General features: G+C 55.2%; 14 protein-coding genes. 3 read left to right on the forward strand and 11 right to left on the reverse strand.

Translation table 11 applies throughout. The annotated features are described in order from the left end of the window. Window positions 1–58: 58 nt before the first annotated feature. The gene (gene sbmA / locus CRO19_RS06905; protein ID WP_097095181.1) at window positions 59–1,294 is read left to right on the forward strand and encodes a peptide antibiotic transporter SbmA; all 1,236 of its coding nucleotides are present in this window, start codon (window positions 59–61) and stop codon (window positions 1,292–1,294) included. Between the two features lie 76 nt (window positions 1,295–1,370). Here sbmA and CRO19_RS06910 read toward each other — a convergent pair whose 3' ends face one another. From CRO19_RS06910 to CRO19_RS06925, 4 genes are all read right to left on the reverse strand, one after another. Further along, a complete protein-coding gene (locus CRO19_RS06910; RefSeq protein WP_097095182.1) occupies window positions 1,371–3,011 on the reverse strand; it encodes a dihydroxyacetone kinase subunit DhaK in 1,641 nt (546 codons plus the stop codon). A gap of 103 nt (window positions 3,012–3,114) precedes the next feature. Next, entirely contained in the window at window positions 3,115–4,167 is a 1,053-nt protein-coding gene (gene yncE / locus CRO19_RS06915) for a 7-bladed beta-propeller protein YncE (RefSeq protein ID WP_097095183.1), read from the reverse strand. Window positions 4,168–4,381: 214 nt separating this feature from the next. After that, on the reverse strand, window positions 4,382–4,591 hold the full coding sequence (locus CRO19_RS06920) for a YdgH/BhsA/McbA family protein (RefSeq protein WP_007888545.1): 210 nt from the start codon (window positions 4,589–4,591) through the stop codon (window positions 4,382–4,384). Between the two features lie 304 nt (window positions 4,592–4,895). Then, on the reverse strand, window positions 4,896–6,083 hold the full coding sequence (locus CRO19_RS06925) for an MFS transporter (RefSeq protein ID WP_097095184.1): 1,188 nt from the start codon (window positions 6,081–6,083) through the stop codon (window positions 4,896–4,898). Between the two features lie 103 nt (window positions 6,084–6,186). On the opposite strand from CRO19_RS06925, the gene CRO19_RS06930 reads away from it, so the two are divergent. Further along, window positions 6,187–7,137 (forward strand): AraC family transcriptional regulator, encoded by a 951-nt coding sequence (locus CRO19_RS06930; RefSeq protein WP_097095185.1) that lies wholly within the window; start codon window positions 6,187–6,189, stop codon window positions 7,135–7,137. A 3-nt stretch (window positions 7,138–7,140) separates the two neighbouring features. On the opposite strand, the gene CRO19_RS06935 is transcribed toward CRO19_RS06930, so the two are convergent. From CRO19_RS06935 to gltP, 7 genes are all read right to left on the reverse strand, one after another. Next, window positions 7,141–8,685 (reverse strand): methyl-accepting chemotaxis protein, encoded by a 1,545-nt coding sequence (locus tag CRO19_RS06935; protein WP_097095186.1) that lies wholly within the window; start codon window positions 8,683–8,685, stop codon window positions 7,141–7,143. Between the two features lie 213 nt (window positions 8,686–8,898). Beyond that, a complete protein-coding gene (locus CRO19_RS06940; RefSeq protein ID WP_097095187.1) occupies window positions 8,899–14,976 on the reverse strand; it encodes an autotransporter outer membrane beta-barrel domain-containing protein in 6,078 nt (2,025 codons plus the stop codon). A gap of 519 nt (window positions 14,977–15,495) precedes the next feature. Continuing rightward, complete coding sequence (murP, locus tag CRO19_RS06945) at window positions 15,496–16,935, reverse strand: PTS N-acetylmuramic acid transporter subunit IIBC (RefSeq protein WP_097095188.1); 1,440 nt, start codon at window positions 16,933–16,935, stop codon at window positions 15,496–15,498. Next, window positions 16,935–17,846, reverse strand: a complete 912-nt coding sequence (gene murQ, locus CRO19_RS06950) for an N-acetylmuramic acid 6-phosphate etherase (RefSeq protein ID WP_097095189.1) — start codon at window positions 17,844–17,846, stop codon at window positions 16,935–16,937. The genes murP and murQ overlap by 1 nt, the downstream gene beginning before the upstream one ends. A 168-nt stretch (window positions 17,847–18,014) precedes the next feature. Further along, window positions 18,015–18,419, reverse strand: coding sequence for a type II toxin-antitoxin system HicB family antitoxin (locus tag CRO19_RS06955; protein WP_097095190.1), 405 nt, complete (start codon window positions 18,417–18,419; stop codon window positions 18,015–18,017). A 93-nt stretch (window positions 18,420–18,512) separates the two neighbouring features. Further along, the gene (locus CRO19_RS06960) at window positions 18,513–18,686 is read right to left on the reverse strand and encodes a type II toxin-antitoxin system HicA family toxin (protein ID WP_097095191.1); all 174 of its coding nucleotides are present in this window, start codon (window positions 18,684–18,686) and stop codon (window positions 18,513–18,515) included. Window positions 18,687–18,914: 228 nt separating this feature from the next. Further along, window positions 18,915–20,216 carry a glutamate/aspartate:proton symporter GltP gene (gene gltP / locus CRO19_RS06965; RefSeq protein WP_097095192.1) on the reverse strand — a complete coding sequence of 434 codons (1,302 nt, stop codon included), beginning with the start codon at window positions 20,214–20,216 and terminating at the stop codon, window positions 18,915–18,917. 583 nt (window positions 20,217–20,799) lie between these two features. On the opposite strand from gltP, the gene acs reads away from it, so the two are divergent. After that, window positions 20,800–22,755 carry an acetate--CoA ligase gene (gene acs, locus CRO19_RS06970; RefSeq protein WP_097095193.1) on the forward strand — a complete coding sequence of 652 codons (1,956 nt, stop codon included), beginning with the start codon at window positions 20,800–20,802 and terminating at the stop codon, window positions 22,753–22,755. The last annotated feature ends 286 nt before the right edge of the window (window positions 22,756–23,041 follow it).

Below are 23,041 nucleotides of genomic sequence, written 5' to 3' on the forward strand. Positions count from 1 at the left end.
AACAGACAGATAACCGTATAAAGCGGTATAAAAGCGTACACACAACAGCGGAGTGCCTATGTTTAAGTCCTTTTTTCCGCGGCCATCGCTGTTTTTCAGCTCAGCTGCGATTTGGAGTTTGATAGCAATTTTTGCCTGGTTTGGCTTTTTCAATGACTTTCCCGCGCGCTGGCCGGCATTACAGGCGGCGATGCAACAGCCATTACCCACCAATGCCAGCCGATTTATTCACGTCAGCCAGCTATGGTTTTATGCCTATTACTGGATTGTGGCTGGGATCTTTGGCTTTGCATGGCGCGTGATCGATAACCATCCGTGGCAGCGCTGGTCGGTGTGGGGGTCAATGCTGATCATTTTCGTCACCTGGTTTGGCGTGCAGGTTGGCGTGGGCGTGAATGCCTGGTACGGCCCGTTCTATGACATGATCCAGCAGGCGTTAACCAAAGCCGGTTCCGTCGCTATCCATCAATTCTATGTGCAAGTATTGGCGTTTCTCGGCATCGCGCTGATTGCGGTGGTGATTGGCGTGATGAACTCGTTCTTCGTAAGTCACTGGGTGTTCCGCTGGCGTACCGCGATGAACAATTATTACATGCACAACTGGCAGCGTCTGCGTCTGGTTGAGGGTGCAGCGCAGCGTGTGCAGGAAGACACCATGCGTTTCGCCGGTACGCTGCAGGACTGGGGCATTAACTTTATTCAGGCGATTATGACGCTGGTGGCGTTTTTGCCGGTGCTGGTGACGCTGTCGCACCATGTGAAAGAGGTGCCGATTCTCGGCAGCATTCCGTATGCATTAGTGATTGCCGCGCTGCTGTGGTCGCTGTTTGGTACTGCGCTGCTGGCGATGGTGGGGATAAAACTGCCGGGGCTGGAGTTCCGCAATCAGCGTGTGGAAGCGGCCTATCGTAAAGAGCTGGTGTACGGCGAAGACGATCCGGAGCGCGCCGCCCCGCCAACGGTGCATGAGTTATTTACTCGCGTGCGTCAGAACTACTTCCGCCTCTACTTCCACTATTTGTACTTTAACATCACGCGCATTATGTATTTGCAGGTGGATAACGTGTTCGGGCTGTTTGTGCTGTTCCCGTCGATTGTGGCGGGCACCATCACCTTGGGTCTGCTGAACCAGATCACCAACGTGTTTGATCAGGTGCGATCGTCGTTCCAGTATTTGATCACCTCGTGGTCAACGCTGATTACGCTGATGTCGATCTACAAACGTCTGCGCAGTTTCGAACAGATTCTGGATGATATTCCACACGATGAGATGATGCGCGAAGCGGCGGAGTAAGGTGCAGGCTGTGAAACGGTGCGCATGAATGCGCACCCTACGTTGTAAGATCGCCATTAATGGCGACCTGGCTACGCTAGCGCGCCAACACCGCAAACACCCGCTCAATCGCGTACGCGCCCGGGTCTTTCACCCCATCCAGACTTTGTTGATTCAGATAAGCGGAGCGTCCGGCTTTGGCGCTCTGCATCTGCGCGGTCGCATCTGCGCCTTGCTGTGCGGCCTTAGCGGCCGCCGCCAGCGACTCGCCTGCGACTAACGCTTCCAGCGCCGGTTGCAGCGCATCCACCAACGTACGATGACCCGGCTGCGCACCACCGTAATGCTTCATGCGTTCCAGGCCGTGCATCAACGCCTGCGGCAGCGCGCTGCCCTCTTCCAGCTGCTGGCCGGCACTGGTGAACAGAATCGACATCAATACGCCGCTCGATCCACCCATCACCGTTGCCAGCTGCTCACCAATCAGCGCCAGCAACGTTGGCAGCTCATCCAGCGGCAGCTGCTTTTCATTGAGGCCGCGCTGAATCTTCTTCGCTCCGGCGGCAAAGGTCGAACCGGTATCACCGTCGCCAACTTTGGCATCCAGCGCGTTCAGTTCACTTTCCAAATCGATCAACGTCTGCGTGACGCCTGCAACAATCTTCGCTACTTCGGCATTCTCAGATGCATCAAAATCCAGCACGCTGCCGATTTTCTCTGCACGTTGCAGGCTGATCGGTGCAAAGTCATACATTGGCACCCAGCCCAGCACCTGAACCGGCGCGCTTAATGCTTCCAGAAACGCCTCTTCCAGCGCCAGCAGCGACAGTGAGAAGCCTTTCATATCCAGCGCACTCACCAGCGTCGCCGGGCCAATCAGATGGGTGATGCGCGCCGCCAACGGCGACTGCAGCACTTCACGCGTCAGCAACGCCAGCTCCAGCTGTGAAAAGCCGCCGAGGTTGTTAATCAGCAGCAGCGCCTGCTTGCCATCGGGCAGCGCCTGCGCCAGTTTATCTGACATGATGCTGCTGATTTTACGGCTGTTTTGCGTGTCGAGCGTCACCACGCCCGGCTCGCCGTGAATGCCCATGCCGAGCTCGCTGTGGCCTGGATCAACGCGTTCATCGCGCTTTTCGCCTGGCACATGACAGGTGGCAAAGGCCAGACCAATCGACGAGGTGGCATCAATCGCGCGCTGTGCCAGCGCTTTGACCTCATCCAGCGATTGTCCCTGCTCTGCGGCAAAACCGGCGATTTTGTGCACCAGCACCGTGCCGGCAATGCCGCGCGGCTGCGGGTTTTCCGGTAGCGCGATATCATCCTGCACCATCACCAGCTCAACCTTGTAGCCGAGGTTTTTCGCTTTCTCGGCCGCCAGACCAAAGTTGAGACGGTCGCCGGTATAGTTCTTCACAATCAGCAGGCAACCGGCGTCGCCCGTCACGTTCACGATGGCGTTTAGCACCGCATCGACGCTGGGCGAGGCGAAGATATCGCCACACACCGCCGCCGTTAGCATGCCCTTGCCGACAAATCCCGCATGTGCCGGCTCATGTCCAGAACCCCCGCCCGAGATCAGCGCCACTTTGCTCTTATCCCAGTCCGAACGCACCACCACGCGGATCTCATCGCCAAGATCGAGGCGACTGAGGTTATGCCACGGCGTGCTCAGCAAAATCCCTTCGATGGCTTCGTTGACCAGATCGTTTTTCTCATGCATAAAAAACTGGCTCATAGCGTCCTCTCTTATGGTGTTGTCATCCTACAGGGTAGCGTATAACGCATCGCAGAAATGCAAAGGGCGGCACAAGCCGCCCTCTAATTCAGACTATTACCGCTTATAAGGCGATACGAAGAACGCTGTCCGGATTCTTAGGTGGCTCTTTGCGTGAACCCGGCTGCTTGATACTGACGAACAGCGTTTTGCCATCGGCAGACAGCGCCAGGCTGTTTGGCAGGCCCGGCGCTTTCACCGTGCGTTTCACCTTATAGCTGCTGGCGTCGATGATGCTGATTTCACCGGCTTTACGGTGGGTGACGTACAGCTCATCACGATCGGCATTGAATAACACCGCCAGCGATTCTGGCACAGCGATCTTGTGAATCACTTCCTGCGTACGCGTGTCCAGCACCAGCACCTGCGGCTGCTTTGAATCGCTGAGGAAGGCGCGATGGCCTTGAGTGTCCAGCGAGATGTTGAGGAAGAAGTGATCTTTGTCGCCCTCAATTTTCTGACGTTTTTCAATCGCGTTCAGACGCGTATTGATGGTGACCAGCTCGTTATCCGCATTGGTCACATACAGCTTCTGCGCCGCAGAATCGATCGCCAAACCGGTGCCCATTTTGCCGGTGTTCGGCACGGTGCTAATCAGTTTCAGGGTTTTGCCATCCACTACCCACACCACGCTCTGCTCACCGAGACCCGTGATATACACGCGATCGGTAGCCGCATCGACGGCCAGCTGGCGCGGCTGCAGCGGACGCACGGTTTCACTGCGCTTGCGACCATCCAGCACCAGCGTGTTGATCACTTTGCCGCTGGTCGCATCCACCGCCGTCAGTGAACCGTCGCGCGTGTTACCGAAATAGAGCGTGTTGGTTTTCTGGTTGATGGCTGCGCCAAAAGTCGGCAGATCGGTGCTGATGGTTTGCTTCACCGCCAGATCCTGCGGATCGAGGCGATAAACGGTGCCGCCTTTTTGATCGGTTGTGCTTTGTGCCGTCGCGAGGAACAGCGCGTTATCGCTGTTGCTGAACGCCAGCTCATAAGCGCCTTTTGAAATCACCTGATTCAGCGGCTGCGTTTCCGCCGCGATAACCGCAGAAGTCGACAACAGCGCCGTTGCCAGCAGCAGCGGACGCAGCGCCCACGATTTTTTATTCGCCTTCATAACTTCTCCATAGCAAAAACACCGCCTGATGGCAGTGAAGTGAAAGCTCGACATTACAACCAATGTTAAAAAGACAGCCCGAGGCGAGCCGACGAAGGATGTTACTTTTTGAGAATAGTAATCATTTCGGAGGGAAAGTGACAGGATTTTATCAGGTTAGCAACGCCGCCAGGGCGCCCGAAGGCACCCTGTCAGCACAGAACGTTTATGCGACTTACTTGGTCAGTTCAGCAGTCATGTGCACGCCGTTGTTGAAGTTGGCTTCGGTCACTTTATAGGAAGCACCAGCTTCGTGCGCCTGAGCAGCGATTTGCGCTTCTGCACCATCCAGCGTTGAAGCGGTTGCAGTGATGCTTTGAGCGAAGCTCGCGAATGGCAGAACGGTAAGAGCAACAACAGCAGCAAAAGTTTTGATAGATTTCATGGTCAATTCCTTAATGTACGTTTGATTGAGTAAGGCGTTATCGCCTTGTTGAGAGACATAATAGGCGCAGAATTGATCAGTAAAAAGCGGAGAGATTTGCCGTAGTTGTTCGATTATTTTGAACATATAAAGCACGTTTAGATTAACCTTGCTGCAAACGGTTAAAAATCTGACATTTAGTTAAAAGGCAGGATAAATGGCTGTGATCGGTATTTGTAAGAATCCATGCGGTTATCAACCAGGTCGCCATAAATGGCGCCCCTACGCTGTTGTAGGGTCGCCATTTATGGCGACCTGGTAGTGATTAACCGTGATGACGAACGCGGGTGAAAATGGTGATAGCGGCTAACAGCATGAGTACGCCGCTGGCGAGGAACACGCCGCCTGCGCCCTGTAGATCAAACATCCAGCCACCCGCTGCGGCACCGGCGGTGATCGCCAGTTGAATGGTTGCCACCAGCAAACCACCGCCCGATTCGGCATCATCCGGCACCGCACGTGAAAGCCACGTTGACCAGCCGGTTGGCATTGAACCAAACGCCAACCCCCACAGCGCCACGCCCGCGCCCACCAGCCACGACACGTTGCCAAAACTCACCAACACCAGCGCTGTCACGCTCATGACCAGCGCCATTCCCGTCAGCGTCAGCGAAACGCTGCGCGTCACCAGATAACCGGCCAGCGAGGTACCAAAGAAGTTGGCAACGCCAAACGCCAGCAGCACCAGCGACAGCTGATTCACATTAAGCTGCGCGCTACCTTCCAGGAACGGACGCAGGTAGGTAAAGAAGGCAAAGTGGCCGGTGAACATCATGATTACTGCCAGCATGCCCCAGCGCATCACACTTTTACGCAGCAGATCCAGTACGCCACCGCTGCGCGCTTTGTTCACGGGCGGCATCGCAGGCAAGGTGAAAAACTGCCATAACAGCGCCAGCACGCCCAGCGCCGCGGTCAGCATGAAGATATTACGCCAGCCGATAATCGCCCCCAGATAACTGCCGAGCGGCGCGGCAATGATGGTTGCCAGTGAAATACCGCTGAACACGATTGAGAGCGCACGCGGCACCTGATCGCTCGGCACCAGTCGCATGGTAATGGCGGTAGACAGCGTCCAGAAACCGCCAATCGCCACGCCCAGCAGCACGCGGGCCAGCAGAATCATCGGCAGATTCTCAGCGAAGGCCACCAGCAGCGCGGAAGCGATCAGCAGTAGCGTAAAGCCCAGCATCACCAGACGGCGATCGATCTGACGCGTTACGTTACCGATCACCAAACTGGTGAGCAGTGCCACCAGCGCGGTGACGGTCACCGTTTGTCCCGCCTGTCCTTCGCTGATATGCAGCGTGTCGGCGATCGGCGTTAGCAAGCTCACCGGTAAAAATTCCGCGGTAATCAGGCCGAACACGCCAAACGCCATGGCAAACACCGCACCCCACTCCGGTTTCGTCACCTCTAAAGGTGATTCGACTATTTCAGTTTCCAGGCTCATCTGTGATCCCCATCACAAAATATTAGGCTTTAAGCATAGAGACTCCCAGCAAGACGATCTATGATGCAGAAACTTTGTTTTTTGATTATTCGTCTGGATTCGTATGAGCCGCTATGAAGATCTGACCAGTGAACTGCTGATGGGCATGCGCCTGTACGGCGTCAAATATCAGCGTATCGCGCTGCATACGCCGTTCGGTTTGCAATATGACGACGCGCCAGGCCGCGCGCAGCTGCATTTTGTTGGGCGCGGATCCTTGCTGATCCGCTCCGCGTCGGGCGTGATCTATCCGCTGCAAGCCGGCGATGCGCTGCTGATTCCGCACGGCAAACCGCACGCGTTAATCTCGTCTGAAGACGCAATCTGCGAACCCATCTCCACGTTTAACAGCCGACCGATTTGCGCCAGCGTTTGCGCCATCGACGACAGCAGCGAGCTATGCCCGGATAACAGCGATGTAATTCTGTTCAGTGCCTGCATGGCGTTCGAACTCGGCGGCATGCAGCCGCTGGTGCACACCATGCCGGATGTGATGCTGGTGAGTACGCTGCTGGCGCAATATCCCGAGATCCAGCCGATTCTCGATGCAATGGAGCGTGAAACGCGCCAGCGCAAAGCCGGTTTTGCCGGGATTTTGTCGCGGCTGGCGGACGTCGTGGCGGCGCAGATTGTGCGCGGCTGGGTGGAAAACGGCTGTGGCAAAGGCAGCGGACTGGTGCAGGCGCTGCGCGATCCGCGTCTCAGCCAGGCAATGGCGGCGATGCACCGCGCGCCCGGAGAGAACTGGACGGTGGAACGACTGGCGCGTGAATCCGGCAGTTCTCGTTCGGTGTTTGCCGCGCGCTTCCAGACGGCAACCGGCATGACGCCGCTGCGCTATCTCACCGAGCTGCGCATGCGGCTGGCGGTAGAACGCATTGTGAATGAGGGGGAAGCGGTGGAAAGCGTCGCCTTCCACCTCGGATATGGTTCGCTGGCGGCGTTTAGCCGCGCGTTTAAACGCATTGTCGGCACCCCACCCGGTGCGCTGCGTGCCGGACGTGAGCTCATCTGAAGATCAACGGAACACGCTGATCGCTTCCACCAGACGGTTGGCCTGATGCTTCATGCGGCCCGACGCCTCTGCGCTTTCGGCTACCCGCGCGGCGTTTTGGTGGGTGATATCGTCGAGATCTTCCACCGCCGTGCTGACCTGCGTTAAGGCAGCGGCCTGCTCGGCGGTGGCACCGCTGATTTGTGCAATCAGCGCGGTGACGTTCTGCACCTGGCCGACAATATCCTGCATGGTCTGTCCTGCCGCATCAGCGTGATCGCTACCCGACTGCACCCGGCTGGCGCTGGTTTCCACCAGATGTTTAATTTCGCTGGCCGCCTTGGCGCTACGCTGTGCGAGGTTACGGACCTCACCGGCCACCACCGCAAATCCTTTGCCCTGCTCACCGGCGCGTGCCGCCTCAACCGCCGCGTTCAATGCCAGAATGTTGGTCTGGAAGGCGATGCCGTCAATCACGCTGGTGATACTGGCAATACGCTGCGAGCTGTCGGCGATCTCCGCCATCATGCCAACCATCTCCTGCATGACTTCGCCGCCCTTGATCGCCGCAGAACTGGTGGATTCTGACAGGCCATTTACTTCACTGGCGGTTTCGGTGTTGCTCTTCACCGTCGCCGTCATTTCATTCATGGTTGCCGCCGTTTGTTGGACGTTGGCGGCCGCCTGTTCCGTGCGACGGCTCAGTTCGTCGTTGCTCCGCGCAATTGCATCGCTGGCGCTCAACACATTGATCGCCTGGCCGCTGACATCATCCACCAACCAGCGAAACATCAGGCCAAGCTGACCAATGGCGCGCAGCGTTACCCCAATCTCGTCAACGCGATCAATCTGTTCAACTTTGTGGCTGGCACCGGTCGCCACACTTAACGCCTGCCGACACATACGCTCCATCGGACGCGAAATTTGCTGCTCCAGCCACAGGCTCGCCAGCAGCAACATCGCCGCCATGCCGCCAGCGAAGCCGCCAATTGCTAAAGGAGCCATGCCCAGCAACCAAACGCCCAGCACTGAAAGTGGCAGCAGCGTGAGTAAGGTCGAGCGAATACGCCAGCGCAGCGGCAGCGTTTTCAGCAGCGAGCCGAGGCGGCGCCAGCCGGTACCCACGATCAATCCTTTATAGAAGCGGCGCCCGCCAGCCCGACCTTCACGGAATGCGCGATACAGCGTTTCGGCTTGACGAACCTCCTCTTTCGATGGCTTGGTCCGCACCGACATAAAGCCCTGCACTTTGCCTGCGCGTACTACCGGCACCGCGTTGGCGCGTACCCAATAGTGATCGCCGTTCTTACGACGGTTTTTCACCAGCGCGGTCCACGGCTCTCCCTTTTTCAGGGTCGACCACATATCTGCAAACGCTTCTGGTGGCATATCGGGATGGCGCACCAGATTATGCGGCTGTCCATTCACCTCTTCAGGGGAGAATCCGCTGACGTTGATGAACGCATCGTTGGCGTAGGTGATGTGGCTATTAAGATCGGTGGTCGACATCAAAGTCGCGTCATCGTCAAACGCAAATTCGCGCTGAGTGACGGGCTGATTGTTGCGCATGTGTGTGTCCTTGCAAAACGCAGGCTAAAAGAAAAAAATCTATTACTCTTTTTTACCTTTTCGGCACAAGAACGGTCTGGCTTTAGCATCAGTTCAAAATTAGCGGCAACAAAAAAGCCGCTTTGCAGCGGCTTTCACAGTTTTGTCACTGACCTCATCGATTAACCGGGTTTTACAGTAAACCAGATCAATGTTTTGCTTTTAGCACCCAGATCAGAACTGCCACCTCACGCCAACGTTATATCGCCACCCTTTGGCGCCATTGCCATCAATCTCTTTGCGATAATCCGCCTCGGCGTAAAGTGAAACGTCTTTCTGCACGGTTGCGGTACCACCGGCACCCACTTCCCACATCTGGCCGAAGTGACCGCTGCTGAAGGTGGCGCCCAGTGCTGGATTATCCACTGACGAAACCGATGTATCCGCCGTGCCGCCCCAGCCTTTGTAGTAGTTGGCGCGCAGATAAGGCGTGTACTGGCGGTTACTGTCATCAGTCCAGGTGCGATCAAGGCGCGCGCCGAGGCGGCCAATGGTTTGGTTGTAGTCACCGTAACGCACTTTGTTGCCGTCTTCATCGGTGAAGTCATTCATGTTCAGCTGCATGTACATCAGCTGCGCCTGCGGCTCCAGCTTGTAACCCTCGCCTAACTCAAACGGATATCCGCTCTCCAGCGACGCTGTCCAACCGTGGCCTTTCAGCTTTGCCACTTCCTGGGTACGGGCAATATCGGTTTCACCACGATGCCAGTCGAAGGACAATACGCCATCCAGATAGAAGCCGCTCTGGCGCTGCCAGGTACCATAAAACGCCAGGCTGTCGCTGTCGAAGGTGGTGCTGCTGTAGCCATCTGCCGCATCGGGACGGATCCGTGTGTTACCACGCGTATAGGCGATACCGCCGCGCAGACTATCTTTGTCGCCGTCGAGGCGCAGCAGGTTACCGCCGACCTGCACCGCGCTGTAATCCAGGTCGAAGTCATAGCCGTAGTCACGGAAGCTTTGATCGCTTTTGTACTTCATGTTCGAGCCGATATAGCGCAGGAACATCTCGCCGCCATCGCCTTCTGGTCGCGTCTGCTCGTGGCGCAGTTCGCCCAGACGCTTATGCAGGTCGTCAATAATCGCCGCCGTGTAATAGGCCAGGCCCACCGGCGCAGAAACATAGGATGGAACCTGCGGTACCACCGCCGGACGAGAATCGTAGCTGTGTGGGGTACCAAACCCATCGGTGACAAAGGTAGGCTGGCAGCTCGCGCTGTCCTCACAGACGTAGTAATTGGCCAGACGATAATCCCAGTAATTGTTACCACTGCCGCTAACCAGCCGTTGGTTAGCATCGCTGCTGCCCGGCGCGAAGGTGTAGAGCCGATATTGCCACGGCCCCGCGGCCAGATAGCCCCCTTTCAACGCAAAGCTGTCAGGACTGGCATTACCGCCCACCTGCGCCAGCGAAATACCTTCGTTGCCTTCCACACCGCCATTATGATTGAGATCGGTCAACGCACCGGTACTGGCATCCGTCAGTTTCACATTGATAAGCGTGGTGCCCGTGGCATTGCCGGTCACGTTCAGATGGTCGGTGTACTGGTTGCTTAACGCCCCGCCCTCATTGAGAGTGGTGATGAGATTAAGCTGCCCGCCACTCGAGGCCAGCGAACCGGCGATATCGAGCGTGTTGCCCGGCGAACCCGCACCGTTAGTGAGATCCAACGTACCGGCGTTATTCACCACCAGCGAATCGGCAGTGCCGCCAGCCAGCGTAGGATGCACGTTATCGCCCGCGTACAGGGTTGAATCCGCATCCACATTGATGATGCTGTGCGCTAACTTGAGGTTGTCGGTTAACGTCCAGCGGGTGTTGGCAAAGTTAATGGTGCTCCAGCCGCTGCCGAGGTTAACCCCTTTGCTGAGATCGTCGGCGCTGAAGCTGCCGCCGCGCGCGTCGATCTGGTTGAAAGTTAACGTATTGCCGGTGCCAGTGCCGCTGGTGAGATGGTAGGTCGTGCCGAGATCGACATTGCTCACCTCAGCACTGTTGTTATTGTCATTGCCCATCGTCAGGCTGCCGTTAAGCGTGCCGCCCGTCCAGCGGAACACGTCTGAGCCTCCGCCAGGGTTGATATCACCGCGGACATCCCCTTCCGTGAGCAGAATGACGTCATCGGCGTTACTGCCCGCCACCGCCACGGTTTGTGGATTAGCGGTGATGATGTTGCCGAGGTTCTCAAACACCGTTTTCCCCCCACGCAGATCCACCACCGGTGCCGTCAGGCTATTCGAACTGAGATTACCGGTATTAACGATGGTGCCTGCGGTACTGGAAACCAGCGCCGAGCCACCTGCGGCATTATCGATATTGACGTTTGCCGCAGTAGTGATATTGCCGGTGGTATTGGCCAGGATGCCCGTGCCGCCAGCACCGGTAACATTGAACTGATAGCCGGAACCGAGGATTAAATCACCGCTGCTGGTTGAGCCATCGGCATTAGAGATTTTCAGGCCGTTGCCGCTGCCGGACACATTGGTGGTCACCGTGGAGGCGGGATCAAACCCTACGGCGGTACGAATACCGTTACCGTTGCCAACGTTGATGGTGAGATTGCTCAGGCCGACATTGCTCAGTTCAGCACGGTTCTCAATACCGTTGCCGCTCCCTAACACATTCACCGTGGCGTCGCTGGCGCTAAGCGCTGTTGCGCCGCTATCCAGTAAAATACCGTGTGCATTACCGCGCGTGGTGATCACCGTATCGCTGCCGGTTAACGCCAGCTGGGCGCCGTCGCTGATGCGCACACCTGCGGTGCCATTATCGACGTTGATGGTGCCGCCCTTCGCCAGCGTGGTGCCGTTACCGGAGACATCCAACCCGGTGCCATTTGCCACGTTAACCACGCCATTGTTGGTGATCGTGCTGCCCGCACGAGAGCGGATGCCGATGTTGTTGCTGCCGGTGAAATTCACGTTGCCGTTGTTGAGCAATTCAGCGCCGTTCGTCACATCAATGCCCACCGCATTAGTGCCAGCGCCGCTCACGGCACCGTTATTGGTGACTAACGTGGGCGCTGCGCTGCCGTTTAATGCGTTGCTGAGATCGGTACGCAGGTTATTGACCAGCACGCCAACGCTATTGGTGCCGCTGGCATTTATCGTGCTACCGGCCGCCAGCGTTGCCTGCGCGCCACCCTCGGCACGTACACCCGTACTGCCATCGCCGCTGGCAATAAATTGGCCGTTACCGCTGTTTAGCGTACTGCCGCTTCCTGAGACAATCACACCGGTGCTGTTTGCCGCGCTGCTGGTAATAGCGCTGCCGTTGCTCAGTGCCAGCGTGGCGCCGTCATCAATGCGGTAACCGGTTGAACCGGTGGTGTTGGCATTGAGTGCATTCGCCGCGCTGTTAATGAGCGATCCTGCCCCCGCCGCGTGATAGGCAATCTGGTCACTATTATTGAACACTGGCGTGGACGCCGCAGAGACGTTAACCCGAGCACCGCTCAAGGCTTCAGCGCCAATGGCACCCACGCCGTTAAGATTCAGTGCGCCGCTGTTAAGATTGGCCACCGCGCCACTGCCGCTGGCACTGACGCCACGCGTCCGCGCCCCCGTGCTGCCGCCGTTAACGTTGATGATGCCGCTGTTATTCGCCGTGGTGGTGGTACCGCTGCTGTTAACAGAAATACCGGTGCCGCCATCGTTAATGTTGATATTGCCACTGTTGGTGCCGGTGGCACCGCTTTCCACCCGAATGCCGGTCGCGTTGGCGCCCGTAAAGTTAATATCCCCGGTGTTGGTTAACTGCGCACGATTACGCGCCAGGTAGCCGGTTAATCCACTCGCATTAGAATTGAGTGTCGCAGCAGAATTAAGACTGGTGCTGGCAACCGGAGAACCGCTGTTTTTACCAAAAATATCGTGCTTCTGGCCGTCGACAATTGCCCCAATGGCATTGCTTCCGGTGAGGTTCATGGTGGTGGTGTTAGCAATGACGCCGGTTGCTCCTCCTTCAACGGTGATGCCATTTGCACCGGTGCCACTGACGTTAATTTGCGCCGCATCCGTGTTCACATTGGTGCCGGGGCCGCTGCCAACAACGGCGGTGGAACCCGCGCCTGAAGCCGTCAGCAGCAAATTATTACCTTCGAAAAGTGCCCCCTGTTCGACCCGGAACAGCGTTGAGTTCTGTGTCGTTACGTCAAAAGGATTACTGCCCAGCACGTTAATCAGCGCTTTCGGGCCGTATGCGAAGAAGGCAATCTGATTAGTACCGCTGGAGAAGGTTGGCACAGCGGCAGGATCGACGGTAACCGTTGCATCACCGCGCGCGTGTACGCCAATCGCCCCGTTCCCGCTAAGGTTGATGGGACCGCCTATCGTCGCCTGCGCGCTACCGGTCGCTCCCTGGCCCTCAACCCACACACCGTAGTTGCGCGTACCGCTGGCGGGATCGGCACCGCCCGCGACGTTGATGACGCCGGTTGAGGTGGCGCTAGCCGTATTACCATTGGTTGCCAGCACCTTCAGCCCGGTGCCATTCACGCCGTTGAGATTAATCACGCCGGTGTTACTGTTAGTGATCGTGCCTGAACTGTTAGTCACCAACATACCGACATTTTCACGCGGTATGGCCGCTGCGGCACCGTTTACGTTGATGATGCCGTTGTTGACCATCGTGACATTATTGGCACCGGTTGCCGACATCCCCGCCGCATTTTGCGTTTTGCTACCAATGGTGATGGTGCCGTCATTGGTGGCGCTACCGTTAGCCACCAGCGCAATACCGCTGGTCAATCCGCTCTGGTTCATCGCCGTATCGGCAGCCGCATCGCCCGGGCTATTTTGTGGTCCACGACCAATATAAATAGTGCCGCTGCTGGTATTGGTAAACGTGGAGGTGGCATCGGTGAGCAATACGCCCGAGGTGATGCCACGTGCGCTGGAGCCATTGACACCAACGTTAATGTTACCGCTGTTTGTGGCGGTGGAGGTGGCCCCCAGGTTGATACCGGCCACGCCATACGTGGAGTTACTGCCGGTAGTGGCGAGATTGAGAATACCGTTATTATCGAAAGTACTGCCGTTTTGTACATTCACACCGTTGGCACCGTAACCGGTCGATCCTATACCGGTGCCATCCTGACGATTAAGAAAACCGCCGTTAATAACGCCGTTATTGGTGCCCTTACCGTTATCGGTTAATACCAGCGCGGTGCCGTTATTGGTATTGCTTCCACGACTCGCCAGCTTGCCATCAATCACGGCTTCAGCGCCGTTCGAGACTTTTATCGCTCCGCCCGCAGAAGCGCCAATAACTTCAAGCGTTTTGCCCGCCGCCAGATTCACTTTCGTTCCGGCATCCTCGGCATTAATCACAATGCGATCGCCGATCGGTTGCGTGACTTCGTCCGGCGGCGTAGCGCTGACGTCATACACGATATTGGCATTGGTGAAGGTAACGGCTTTATTGAATTCAGTCAGGTAGCGGGTTTTATCGAGATTGCCGGCCTGAAGCTGGCTGATTAACCAGTTGTTATAGCTCTGCAGCTGCCCAGCATTGGTGACGGTGAAATTGGTGCTCTTGCCATCCAGCGTCTGTACGCTGAATGCCCCGCCATAGGTGGCAAGATTTTGTACCTGATAGCTGCTGGTGGCCGATCCCGATCCATCCGGTGTCGCGGTCGAACCAAAAAAATTAATGCGGTTATTGCTGTTCCAGTTGACGGTACTGCCCGCATCGACGTTAAACAATTGCGTCTGCTTTGCCGCCATTGTCCAGCTATTGGTGGCTGCGCTGCTGGCCGCATTGGCCTGGCCGATATTGACATCCAGCGTGCCGCCGCCCGTGACATCCGCAATCCGCGCATTAATGTATTGCCCATCATTTACGTTTTGGATATCAGGCACGCTGGTGGCGCTGGTGACGGGCGCCAGTGCCACCAGGCTGGCAGGGTTATACACCTGGAAGGTGGTGTTAGTGCCGGTAGTCGGATCGGGCGTGGTGATAGCAAAGTTTTGCGGGCCAGGATCGAGGCGATCCTGATTAAGATATTGCGAACCGGAGGTGATCGCCACTTGCCCGAGGGTGGTGGTTACCGCCCCGTCCGTGCCTGGAGTAAACGCCTGGTTACCCGTCAGGGTTTCGCTATTACCATCGACGACAACTTTACCCACCTGGTTATCATTAGCTTGCGGCGTATACGCGCCTAATGTAACAGCCTGACTCTGAATCGCTGGATAGAACAGCAGCTGCGCCGCCATCATCCCTATCGCGATCGGATTTAATTTAAACCTCATACTTCCTCCAGTGGGCGTGCAGCGTCCACGCTGTTATTGCAACAGCGTTAAATTCATCTTGATGGGGATAAAACGGCAGGTTAATACCAATCCCGTGTCGTCATTTAATTCGAGAACAACTGTGTGAAGAAAGTAAGGCGTAGCGCTAAAGGGATGGATCGGTTGTTATAGATTTATTGGCTGTAGGTATAGACTTTTTTATTAACTGATGCAAAAGGGAATTTTGACTAACTTATTGTCATATGGGAGAAATAATTGCGAGCAGGGTTATAAATTGCAAATAATTTAAGACCAATATTAATTGAGAAACTAGCTTTCCAACTCATTAATAATTCTTTTATTTTTCCTTAACGCTTTACTTACACTTGGTCCGATAACGGCAAAAATAACCTAAACGAGTAAGCGATACGGGCAAATGCAAAAATGTGACTTAAGTCACTATTTTTCGGTCGCCATAAATGGCGACCCTACGCTGTAGAATGCGCATTAATGCGCACCGAACCAACATCCGCACTGCATTTAGCTCAAATCCACATTTCGCGTTCCACCCCACCACGTAAATGCGAAGCCTCCAATCCACGCCACTATTAGCCCGGCTAAATACACCGCCATACCGGCAAAAATCCCCTGGGATGAGGTCATTAACGGTAGCGTCACCAGCCCCGATGGACCAAACACCGTGTTCATCCCGACGGGCAGGCCCAGCCACGCTACCAGTCCAATAAAGAAGCCGCCCAGCGCACCGCCCAGACAGGCAGTAATAAAGGGTTTGAGGCGCGGCAGCGTCACGCCATAAATCAGCGGCTCGCCCACGCCCAATAAGCCCGGCACAATCGCGCCCTTAATTTGCTTACGCAGCAGCGAATGCTTATCGGCTTTGCACCACAGCGCTAGCGAAGCACCCACCTGCCCGGCTCCGGCCATCGCCAGTATCGGAAAAAGTGAATTAAAACCCTGGGTTTCCATTAGAGCAAAATAGACCGGAATAAAGCCTTGATGGATACCGAACATCACCGCAATTAAAAACAGCCCGGCGAGGAGAGCACAGCCAAACGGATTACTGTTTAAATTGATGAAAAGCCATGACATCCCTTTAAATAATTCACCGCCAATCGGCATAATGACCATGAAGGTGACGGCGCCAGTAATAAGTAATGTCAGCAGTGACGTCAAAATCATATCGAGATTATCGGGAACCACTTTTCGCAGCTGTTTCTCAACCCAGGCACCAAATATAGCCGCCAGCAGCACGCCAATAATGTTGCCGCGCGGATCGATCGCCATACCAAAGAAATCTTCCATGCCGCTGTAATAGCCGACCGTGGCTTTGGGCACATAGCCGAGGATAAACAGCGAAGCGACGATCGCGCCGTTCACGCCGGTGCCACCAAAGGCTTTCTGCGCGTTATAACCAATCAAAATACTCAGGAACGTGAACAACCCTTTGCCGAACACCTTCATGTACGCCACGGTCGCAAGCAGCCAGCGCGCGTGTTCGCCGGGCTGATTAAGGTGGAATACCTGCTCAATCAGCGTGGCAAAGCCCAGGAGCAAACCGGCACCGATGAAACCAGGGATCAGCGGCGTAAAAATGGTGGCAAAGCGGGAGAGAAAACGGTGCAATGCGCTGGTTTGCTTCGCCTTCATCTGCTGCTTTTGCGCGGAGGCAATACCTTGCAGCTCCTGTGATGCAGCGGCTTCACTGCCATCATTGAGTAACGCCTGCATCTTCTCTGCCGCGGTTTGCGCCTTACCGGGGCCAAGCACGATTTGTAACTGCGCATCGCTCTCGATGACCCCCAACACGCCCGGGAGCGTTTTAAGCTTTGCGCTATCAACACCTGCAGCATCCGCCAGCGTCAGGCGCAGACGTGTCATACAGTTGCCGCACTGCACCACATTGGTTGCGCCACCCACCGCCTGCAAAATGTCGCGCACTACACCTTCGATAGCGGCCATTAATTAGCTCCTGCGCCACGCAAAGCGTTACGGATAAAGCCCTGATTCTGGCTCAGCAGGGCTTGCGCCTCTTCAGCATTGAGTTCGGCCAGCACCATCACAATCGCGGTTTTACAGTGTCCGTGACAGGCTGCCAGCGCCTGCTGCGCGGTAGCATCGTCACACTCGGTGGCTTGCTTAACAATATTCACCTGGCGCTGTACCAGCTTCTGATTGGTGGCTTCAACATCGACCATAAGATTGCCATACACCTTGCCGCTACGAATCATCGCCCCGGTCGTGAGCATATTCAGCACCAGCTTCTGCGCGGTGCCGGCTTTCATGCGCGAAGAACCGGTCACCACTTCGGGGCCAACCACCGGCGTCAGCGCCACATCAGCGGCCTGTGACATTGGGCTATTAGGGTTACAGGTCAACGCGGCGGTAAAAGCCCCTTGCTGGCGGGCATACGCCAGAGCGCCAAGCACATAAGGTGTCCGGCCGCTGGCAGCAATGCCCACCAGCACATCGTTGGCGCTAAAAGCAATATCACGCAGATCCTGTACACCCTGCTCAACGTTGTCTTCGGCGTTTTCTACCGCCTGTAGAATTGCGGCGTGGCCACCCGCAATCAATCCCACCACCTGGCTGCGCGGCGTGCCAAAAGTAGGCGGACATTCACTGGCATCAAGGATGCCCAAACGCCCCGACGTGCCCGCGCCACAGTAGATGAGACGGCCGCCCTTACTGAAAGCCGCAGTAATAGCATCCACCACCTGCGCAATCTGCGGCACGATGGCTTCTACCGCCAGCGCCACTTTTTTATCTTCATCATTAATCACGCGCAGCATGGCTTCAGTCTCCAGCTCATCAATGTTTTGGCTGGCGGAATTACGGCCTTCGGTAATCATCTGGCTGAGATCGATCTGCATGACAGGCTCCTGTGAGAGAATAATTTATTCAACAAACTATATATCACAAAGAATTGTTAATTCGTCAGGTATATGTCATTTTTGCTCGCTACTGGGGATGGCAGACGTCCACAAAAAAGCCTGCATAAGCAGGCTATTACCCATGATTAAACGTCTTACGGGAATTTCTTATGTTTTAGCCAACTCTCTGCGGGCTAACTCCGCTAAGAATCCACTTCTTGACCCATATTCACGATGTTCCTCGACGTAACGATCAATGCGTGCTAACAAGTTTTGTGCAATCGTGATGTTTAACTTGATTGCCTTTCCATCATACTTGCTTACATCGACATCGACATAAGCCCAGGTGCCGCCCTGGCAGTCTTCATTATCAAGATGCGCATCAAAAGTTTTAGCTTCTGGAATTGCACCGCCTTCATCAACCGTAAACTCTACGTGCGCGTCTATCGCTTCCGCTGCATCTTTGATTGTGTTCTCGAAGGTATCGCCTGCGAAATAGCATCCGGTTACATCTGGTACAAACCCTGAGTAAGTGCCAGTTTCTGTCTTATGGATGTAAATTGGATATCTCATTTGCAACCCCCTACCCGCTCAAGCTGGATTTCTATTACGTACAAGGCACTTAAAATTATTACCGAAATTTGGGCGCGCTGTGTGCGCCTGTTTTCATATCTGTTTAAGTATTTTGTTTAGCGTCCCCGTTGAAATATCTTTTGTGGGATGAGGGACGGCAATGGCATAACTCACGCCATCCTTTTTGAAGATGTGGTGACTTCCTTTCACCCTTTTCTGTACCCAGCCATTTTGCTCTAAAAGCTTTATGAGTTCGCCACTGGTCAATCCAGCCTCCTTGAGTCCCTGGCACACAGTCATTATACCCACTATAACTACGCTATGCAGCACTTGTGGTTATAGTGGGTATGGATTTAAGCAAGGTTTGAGACAAAGGGTTATAAGACTTGTCTGCAGCGGGCATAAAAAAACCCGCCGAAGCGGGTTTCTGTGGATACCGATCGTCATGAATGGCGACCCTATGACGTAGGGTGCGCATTCATGCGCACCGGCAAATTAACTGGCGCTTTGCGTACGCAGCTGCTGCTCGTAGGCAGCGGCCTGTTTGGCGTCGAACTGGTCTTCCCAGCGTGCAATTACCAGTACCGCCAACGCGTTACCGATGACGTTCAGCGCAGTACGTGCCATATCCATGATGCGATCAACACCGGCGATAAACGCCAATCCTTCCAGCGGAATACCCACGCTGCCCAGCGTCGCCAGCAGCACCACAAAGGAGACACCCGGCACACCAGCAATCCCTTTTGAGGTCACCATCAGCGTCAGCACCAGAATGATCTCGTCGGTGAGCGACAAATCAATGCCATACAGCTGGGCGATAAAGATCGCCGCAATGCTTTGGTACAGCGTTGAACCATCGAGATTAAACGAGTAACCGGTTGGCACCACGAAGCTGGTAATGGCTTTCGGCGCACCATAGGCTTCCATCTTCTGCATAATGCGCGGCAGAACGGTTTCGGAACTTGAGGTGGAATAGGCAAGAATCAGCTCGTCTTTCAGAATGCGCATCAGCGTAGTAATGCGCAGCTTACACAAGCGCGCCACGGTGCCGAGCACCACGAAAGCAAAGAACAGAATTGCCACGTACACCAGCAGCACCAGCTTGGCGAGCGGATAAAGCGAAGCAAATCCAAAGTTGGCGATAGTGACCGCAATCAGCGCAAATACACCCACCGGCGCATAACGCATGATCATGTGCGTCACTTTAAACATGGTTTCGGAAATAGAACGGAATACCGTCACCAGCGGATCGCGATGCTCCGATGGCAGCGCCGACAGGCCCATACCAAACAGTACCGAGAAGAAGATAATCGGCAGCATGTCACCCTTCACCAGCGAGGCGAAGATGTTCTGCGGGATCAGCGAAAGGATGGTGGTCACCAGGCCGTGCGGTGCGTCCTGCACGGCGGCCGTTGTCGCTTCGTATTTAGAGATGTCCACCGTTACCAGCGTTGACATATCAATGCCGCTACCGGGTTGGAATACGTTGGCCAGCGTAATGCCGACCACAATGGCAATGGTGGTAATCACTTCAAAATAGATGATGGTTTTGACACCAATACGTCCGAGCTTTTTCGCATCTCCAACGCCGGCAATGCCGACAATCAGCGAGGAAATAACAATCGGCACCACGATCATTTTGATCAGATGGATAAAGATATCACCGGCTGGCGTCAGAATGTTGGTGATTAACCATTCACGTTCGCCGGGCTGATTATGCAGCACGGTTCCTACAATCACGCCCAAAATCAGCGCAACTAAAATCTGCCATGCAAGGGTGAATTTAAAACCTTTCATAACGCTTTATTTCCTCAAGTCAAAAACCCCTTTGCTCTGCTGCGAAGGTGCAGGAGAAATGTCACACAGGGAAGTGAGCAAAAGCCCGATAAAAATAGAAGGTTATTGTGGACTGCGCCGTTTACCGCTTTGCAGGCATTTTGCGCCTGCGAAATGATGCAGCCTGAGTAGATACCTGCTGAACAGGGCCGAGATAAGTACCATTTTCACTACGGTAAATGCAACCCCCGGCGCGATAGCGCAAATCTTACTCAGGTTAGTAGCATAAAATGCTGAGGCTTGTTAATGACCATAACTCGCTGTTATGAAAAGTGTTAATTCGATAAGTTTCCGCATAGCTATGCATAACTGGGCAAAAAGCACGCCGGTGCGTTTGCTGATTATTTGCACAGCAGTGGCAGAGATCTCGTAGGCTTAGAGCAGCACAAGCTGCAATTTACGCAGCGTTTTAAACAAGTGATTCAAGGGCATTTTGCCGGGTGGAAAGGTCGTGATCCAGACTACAAAACAGAAACAAAGCCCTATTGCGCTCTTCCCTTAACCTTTGATTGACATATGATTAACATCTTCAAGGAGGTCAGCCATGAGCCAAATACACAAGCATCCCGTACCCGCTGCCATTGCAGCGAATGCCCTGATAAATGCCGATCAGTATGCGGCGCTGTACCAACAATCGGTTGACGATCCCGACGCTTTTTGGGGCGAACAAGGTAAAATCCTCGACTGGATTAAGCCCTACAGCAAAGTGAAAAACACCTCCTTTGCCCCCGGCAATATTTCGATTCGCTGGTATGAAGACGGCGCGCTGAACCTCGCCGCCAACTGCCTCGATCGCCATCTGCAAACGCGTGGCGATCATCCCGCCATTATCTGGGAAGGCGATGACGCCAGCGAAAGCAAAACCCTGACCTTCCGCGAACTGCATGGCGACGTCTGCCGCTTTGCCAATGTGCTCGTGAGCCTTGGTGTGAAAAAAGGCGACGTGGTGGCGATTTACATGCCGATGGTGCCAGAAGCCGCCGTCGCGATGCTGGCTTGCGCCCGCATTGGCGCGGTGCACTCGGTAATTTTTGGCGGCTTCTCACCGGAAGCGGTTGCCGGACGCGTGGTTGATTCCAATGCCAAACTGATTATTACCGCCGACGAAGGCGTTCGCGCCGGCCGCAGCATTCCACTGAAGCGAAACGTTGATGACGCGCTGAACAATCCAAATGTCACCACGGTGAAAAATGTAGTGGTGTTCAAGCGCACCGGTAAAGAGACCGGCTGGCGCGAAGGCCGCGATCTGTGGTGGCACGATTTAGTGGCAAAGGCCAGCGATCGGCATGAACCGGTTGCCGTGGATGCCGAACATCCGCTGTTTATCCTCTATACCTCCGGCTCCACCGGCAAGCCGAAAGGCGTGCTGCATACCACCGGCGGTTATCTGGTGTATGCCGCCAGCACTTTCAAGTATGTGTTTGATTATCATCCTGATGATGTCTACTGGTGTACCGCTGATGTCGGCTGGATCACCGGTCACAGCTACCTGATTTACGGCCCGCTGGCGTGCGGGGCGACCACGCTGATGTTTGAAGGCGTGCCGAACTGGCCGAAGCCGAGCCGCATGGCTGAAGTGGTGGATAAACACAAGGTTACCTTGCTGTATACCGCGCCGACCGCGATCCGCGCCCTGATGGCCGAAGGCGATAAGGCGATTGAAGGCACCGATCGTAGCAGCTTGCGCATTATGGGTTCGGTGGGTGAACCGATCAATCCAGAAGCCTGGGAGTGGTATTACAAGAAGATTGGCGACAGCCGTTGCCCGATCGTCGATACCTGGTGGCAGACCGAAACCGGCGGTTTTATGATCACGCCGCTGCCGGGCGCCACCGAATTGAAAGCCGGTTCCGCCACCAAACCTTTCTTTGGCGTGCAGCCGGCGCTGGTCGATAACGATGGCAATCAGCTGGATGGCGCCACCGAAGGTAACCTGGTGATCGTCGACTCCTGGCCAGGCCAGGCGCGTACGCTGTATGGCGATCACGATCGTTTCGAGCAGACCTACTTCTCCACCTTCAAAAATCGCTACTTCAGCGGTGACGGCGCGCGCCGTGATGAAGATGGCTATTACTGGATCACCGGCCGCGTGGATGATGTGCTCAACGTCTCCGGTCACCGCTTAGGTACCGCCGAGATCGAATCAGCGCTGGTGTCGCATCCAAAAATTGCCGAAGCCGCGGTGGTGGGTATTCCGCACAGCATTAAGGGCCAGGCGATCTACGCTTACATCACGCTAAACCATGGTGAAGAGCCTTCGCCAGAGCTGTATACCGAAGTGCGTAACTGGGTACGAAAAGAGATTGGCCCGATTGCCACGCCGGATGTGCTGCACTGGACCGACTCGCTGCCAAAAACCCGCTCCGGCAAGATTATGCGTCGCATTCTGCGCAAAATCGCTGCCGGTGATACCAGCAATCTCGGCGATACCTCTACGCTGGCCGATCCGGGCGTGGTAGAGAAATTGCTGGAGGAGAAACAGTCCATCACCATGCCGTAATCGGCATCGTCCCGACGGAGAGTGTCAGCCTGTCCACGGCAGGTTACTCTCCGTCACCTTTACCTTACGCCGTATGCCTTTCAACATCGCACAACCCATACCCAAAATAATTCGAGCTGCAGGAAGGCGGCAAGGATGAGAATTCCAGGAGCTTACTGAAGTACGTGACTGGGATGAGCATACGCAGCCAACGCACCTGTAGCTTGAAGTATGAACGGTATATATAACTAGAATATTCAGCCAGTTAAATCACTTTATTGTGAGATTGCTGTCTGCCTTGCCTCTG

Origin of the sequence: Candidatus Pantoea floridensis (assembly GCF_900215435.1) — a bacterium.
Classification (GTDB): Bacteria; Pseudomonadota; Gammaproteobacteria; order Enterobacterales; family Enterobacteriaceae; genus Pantoea; species Pantoea floridensis.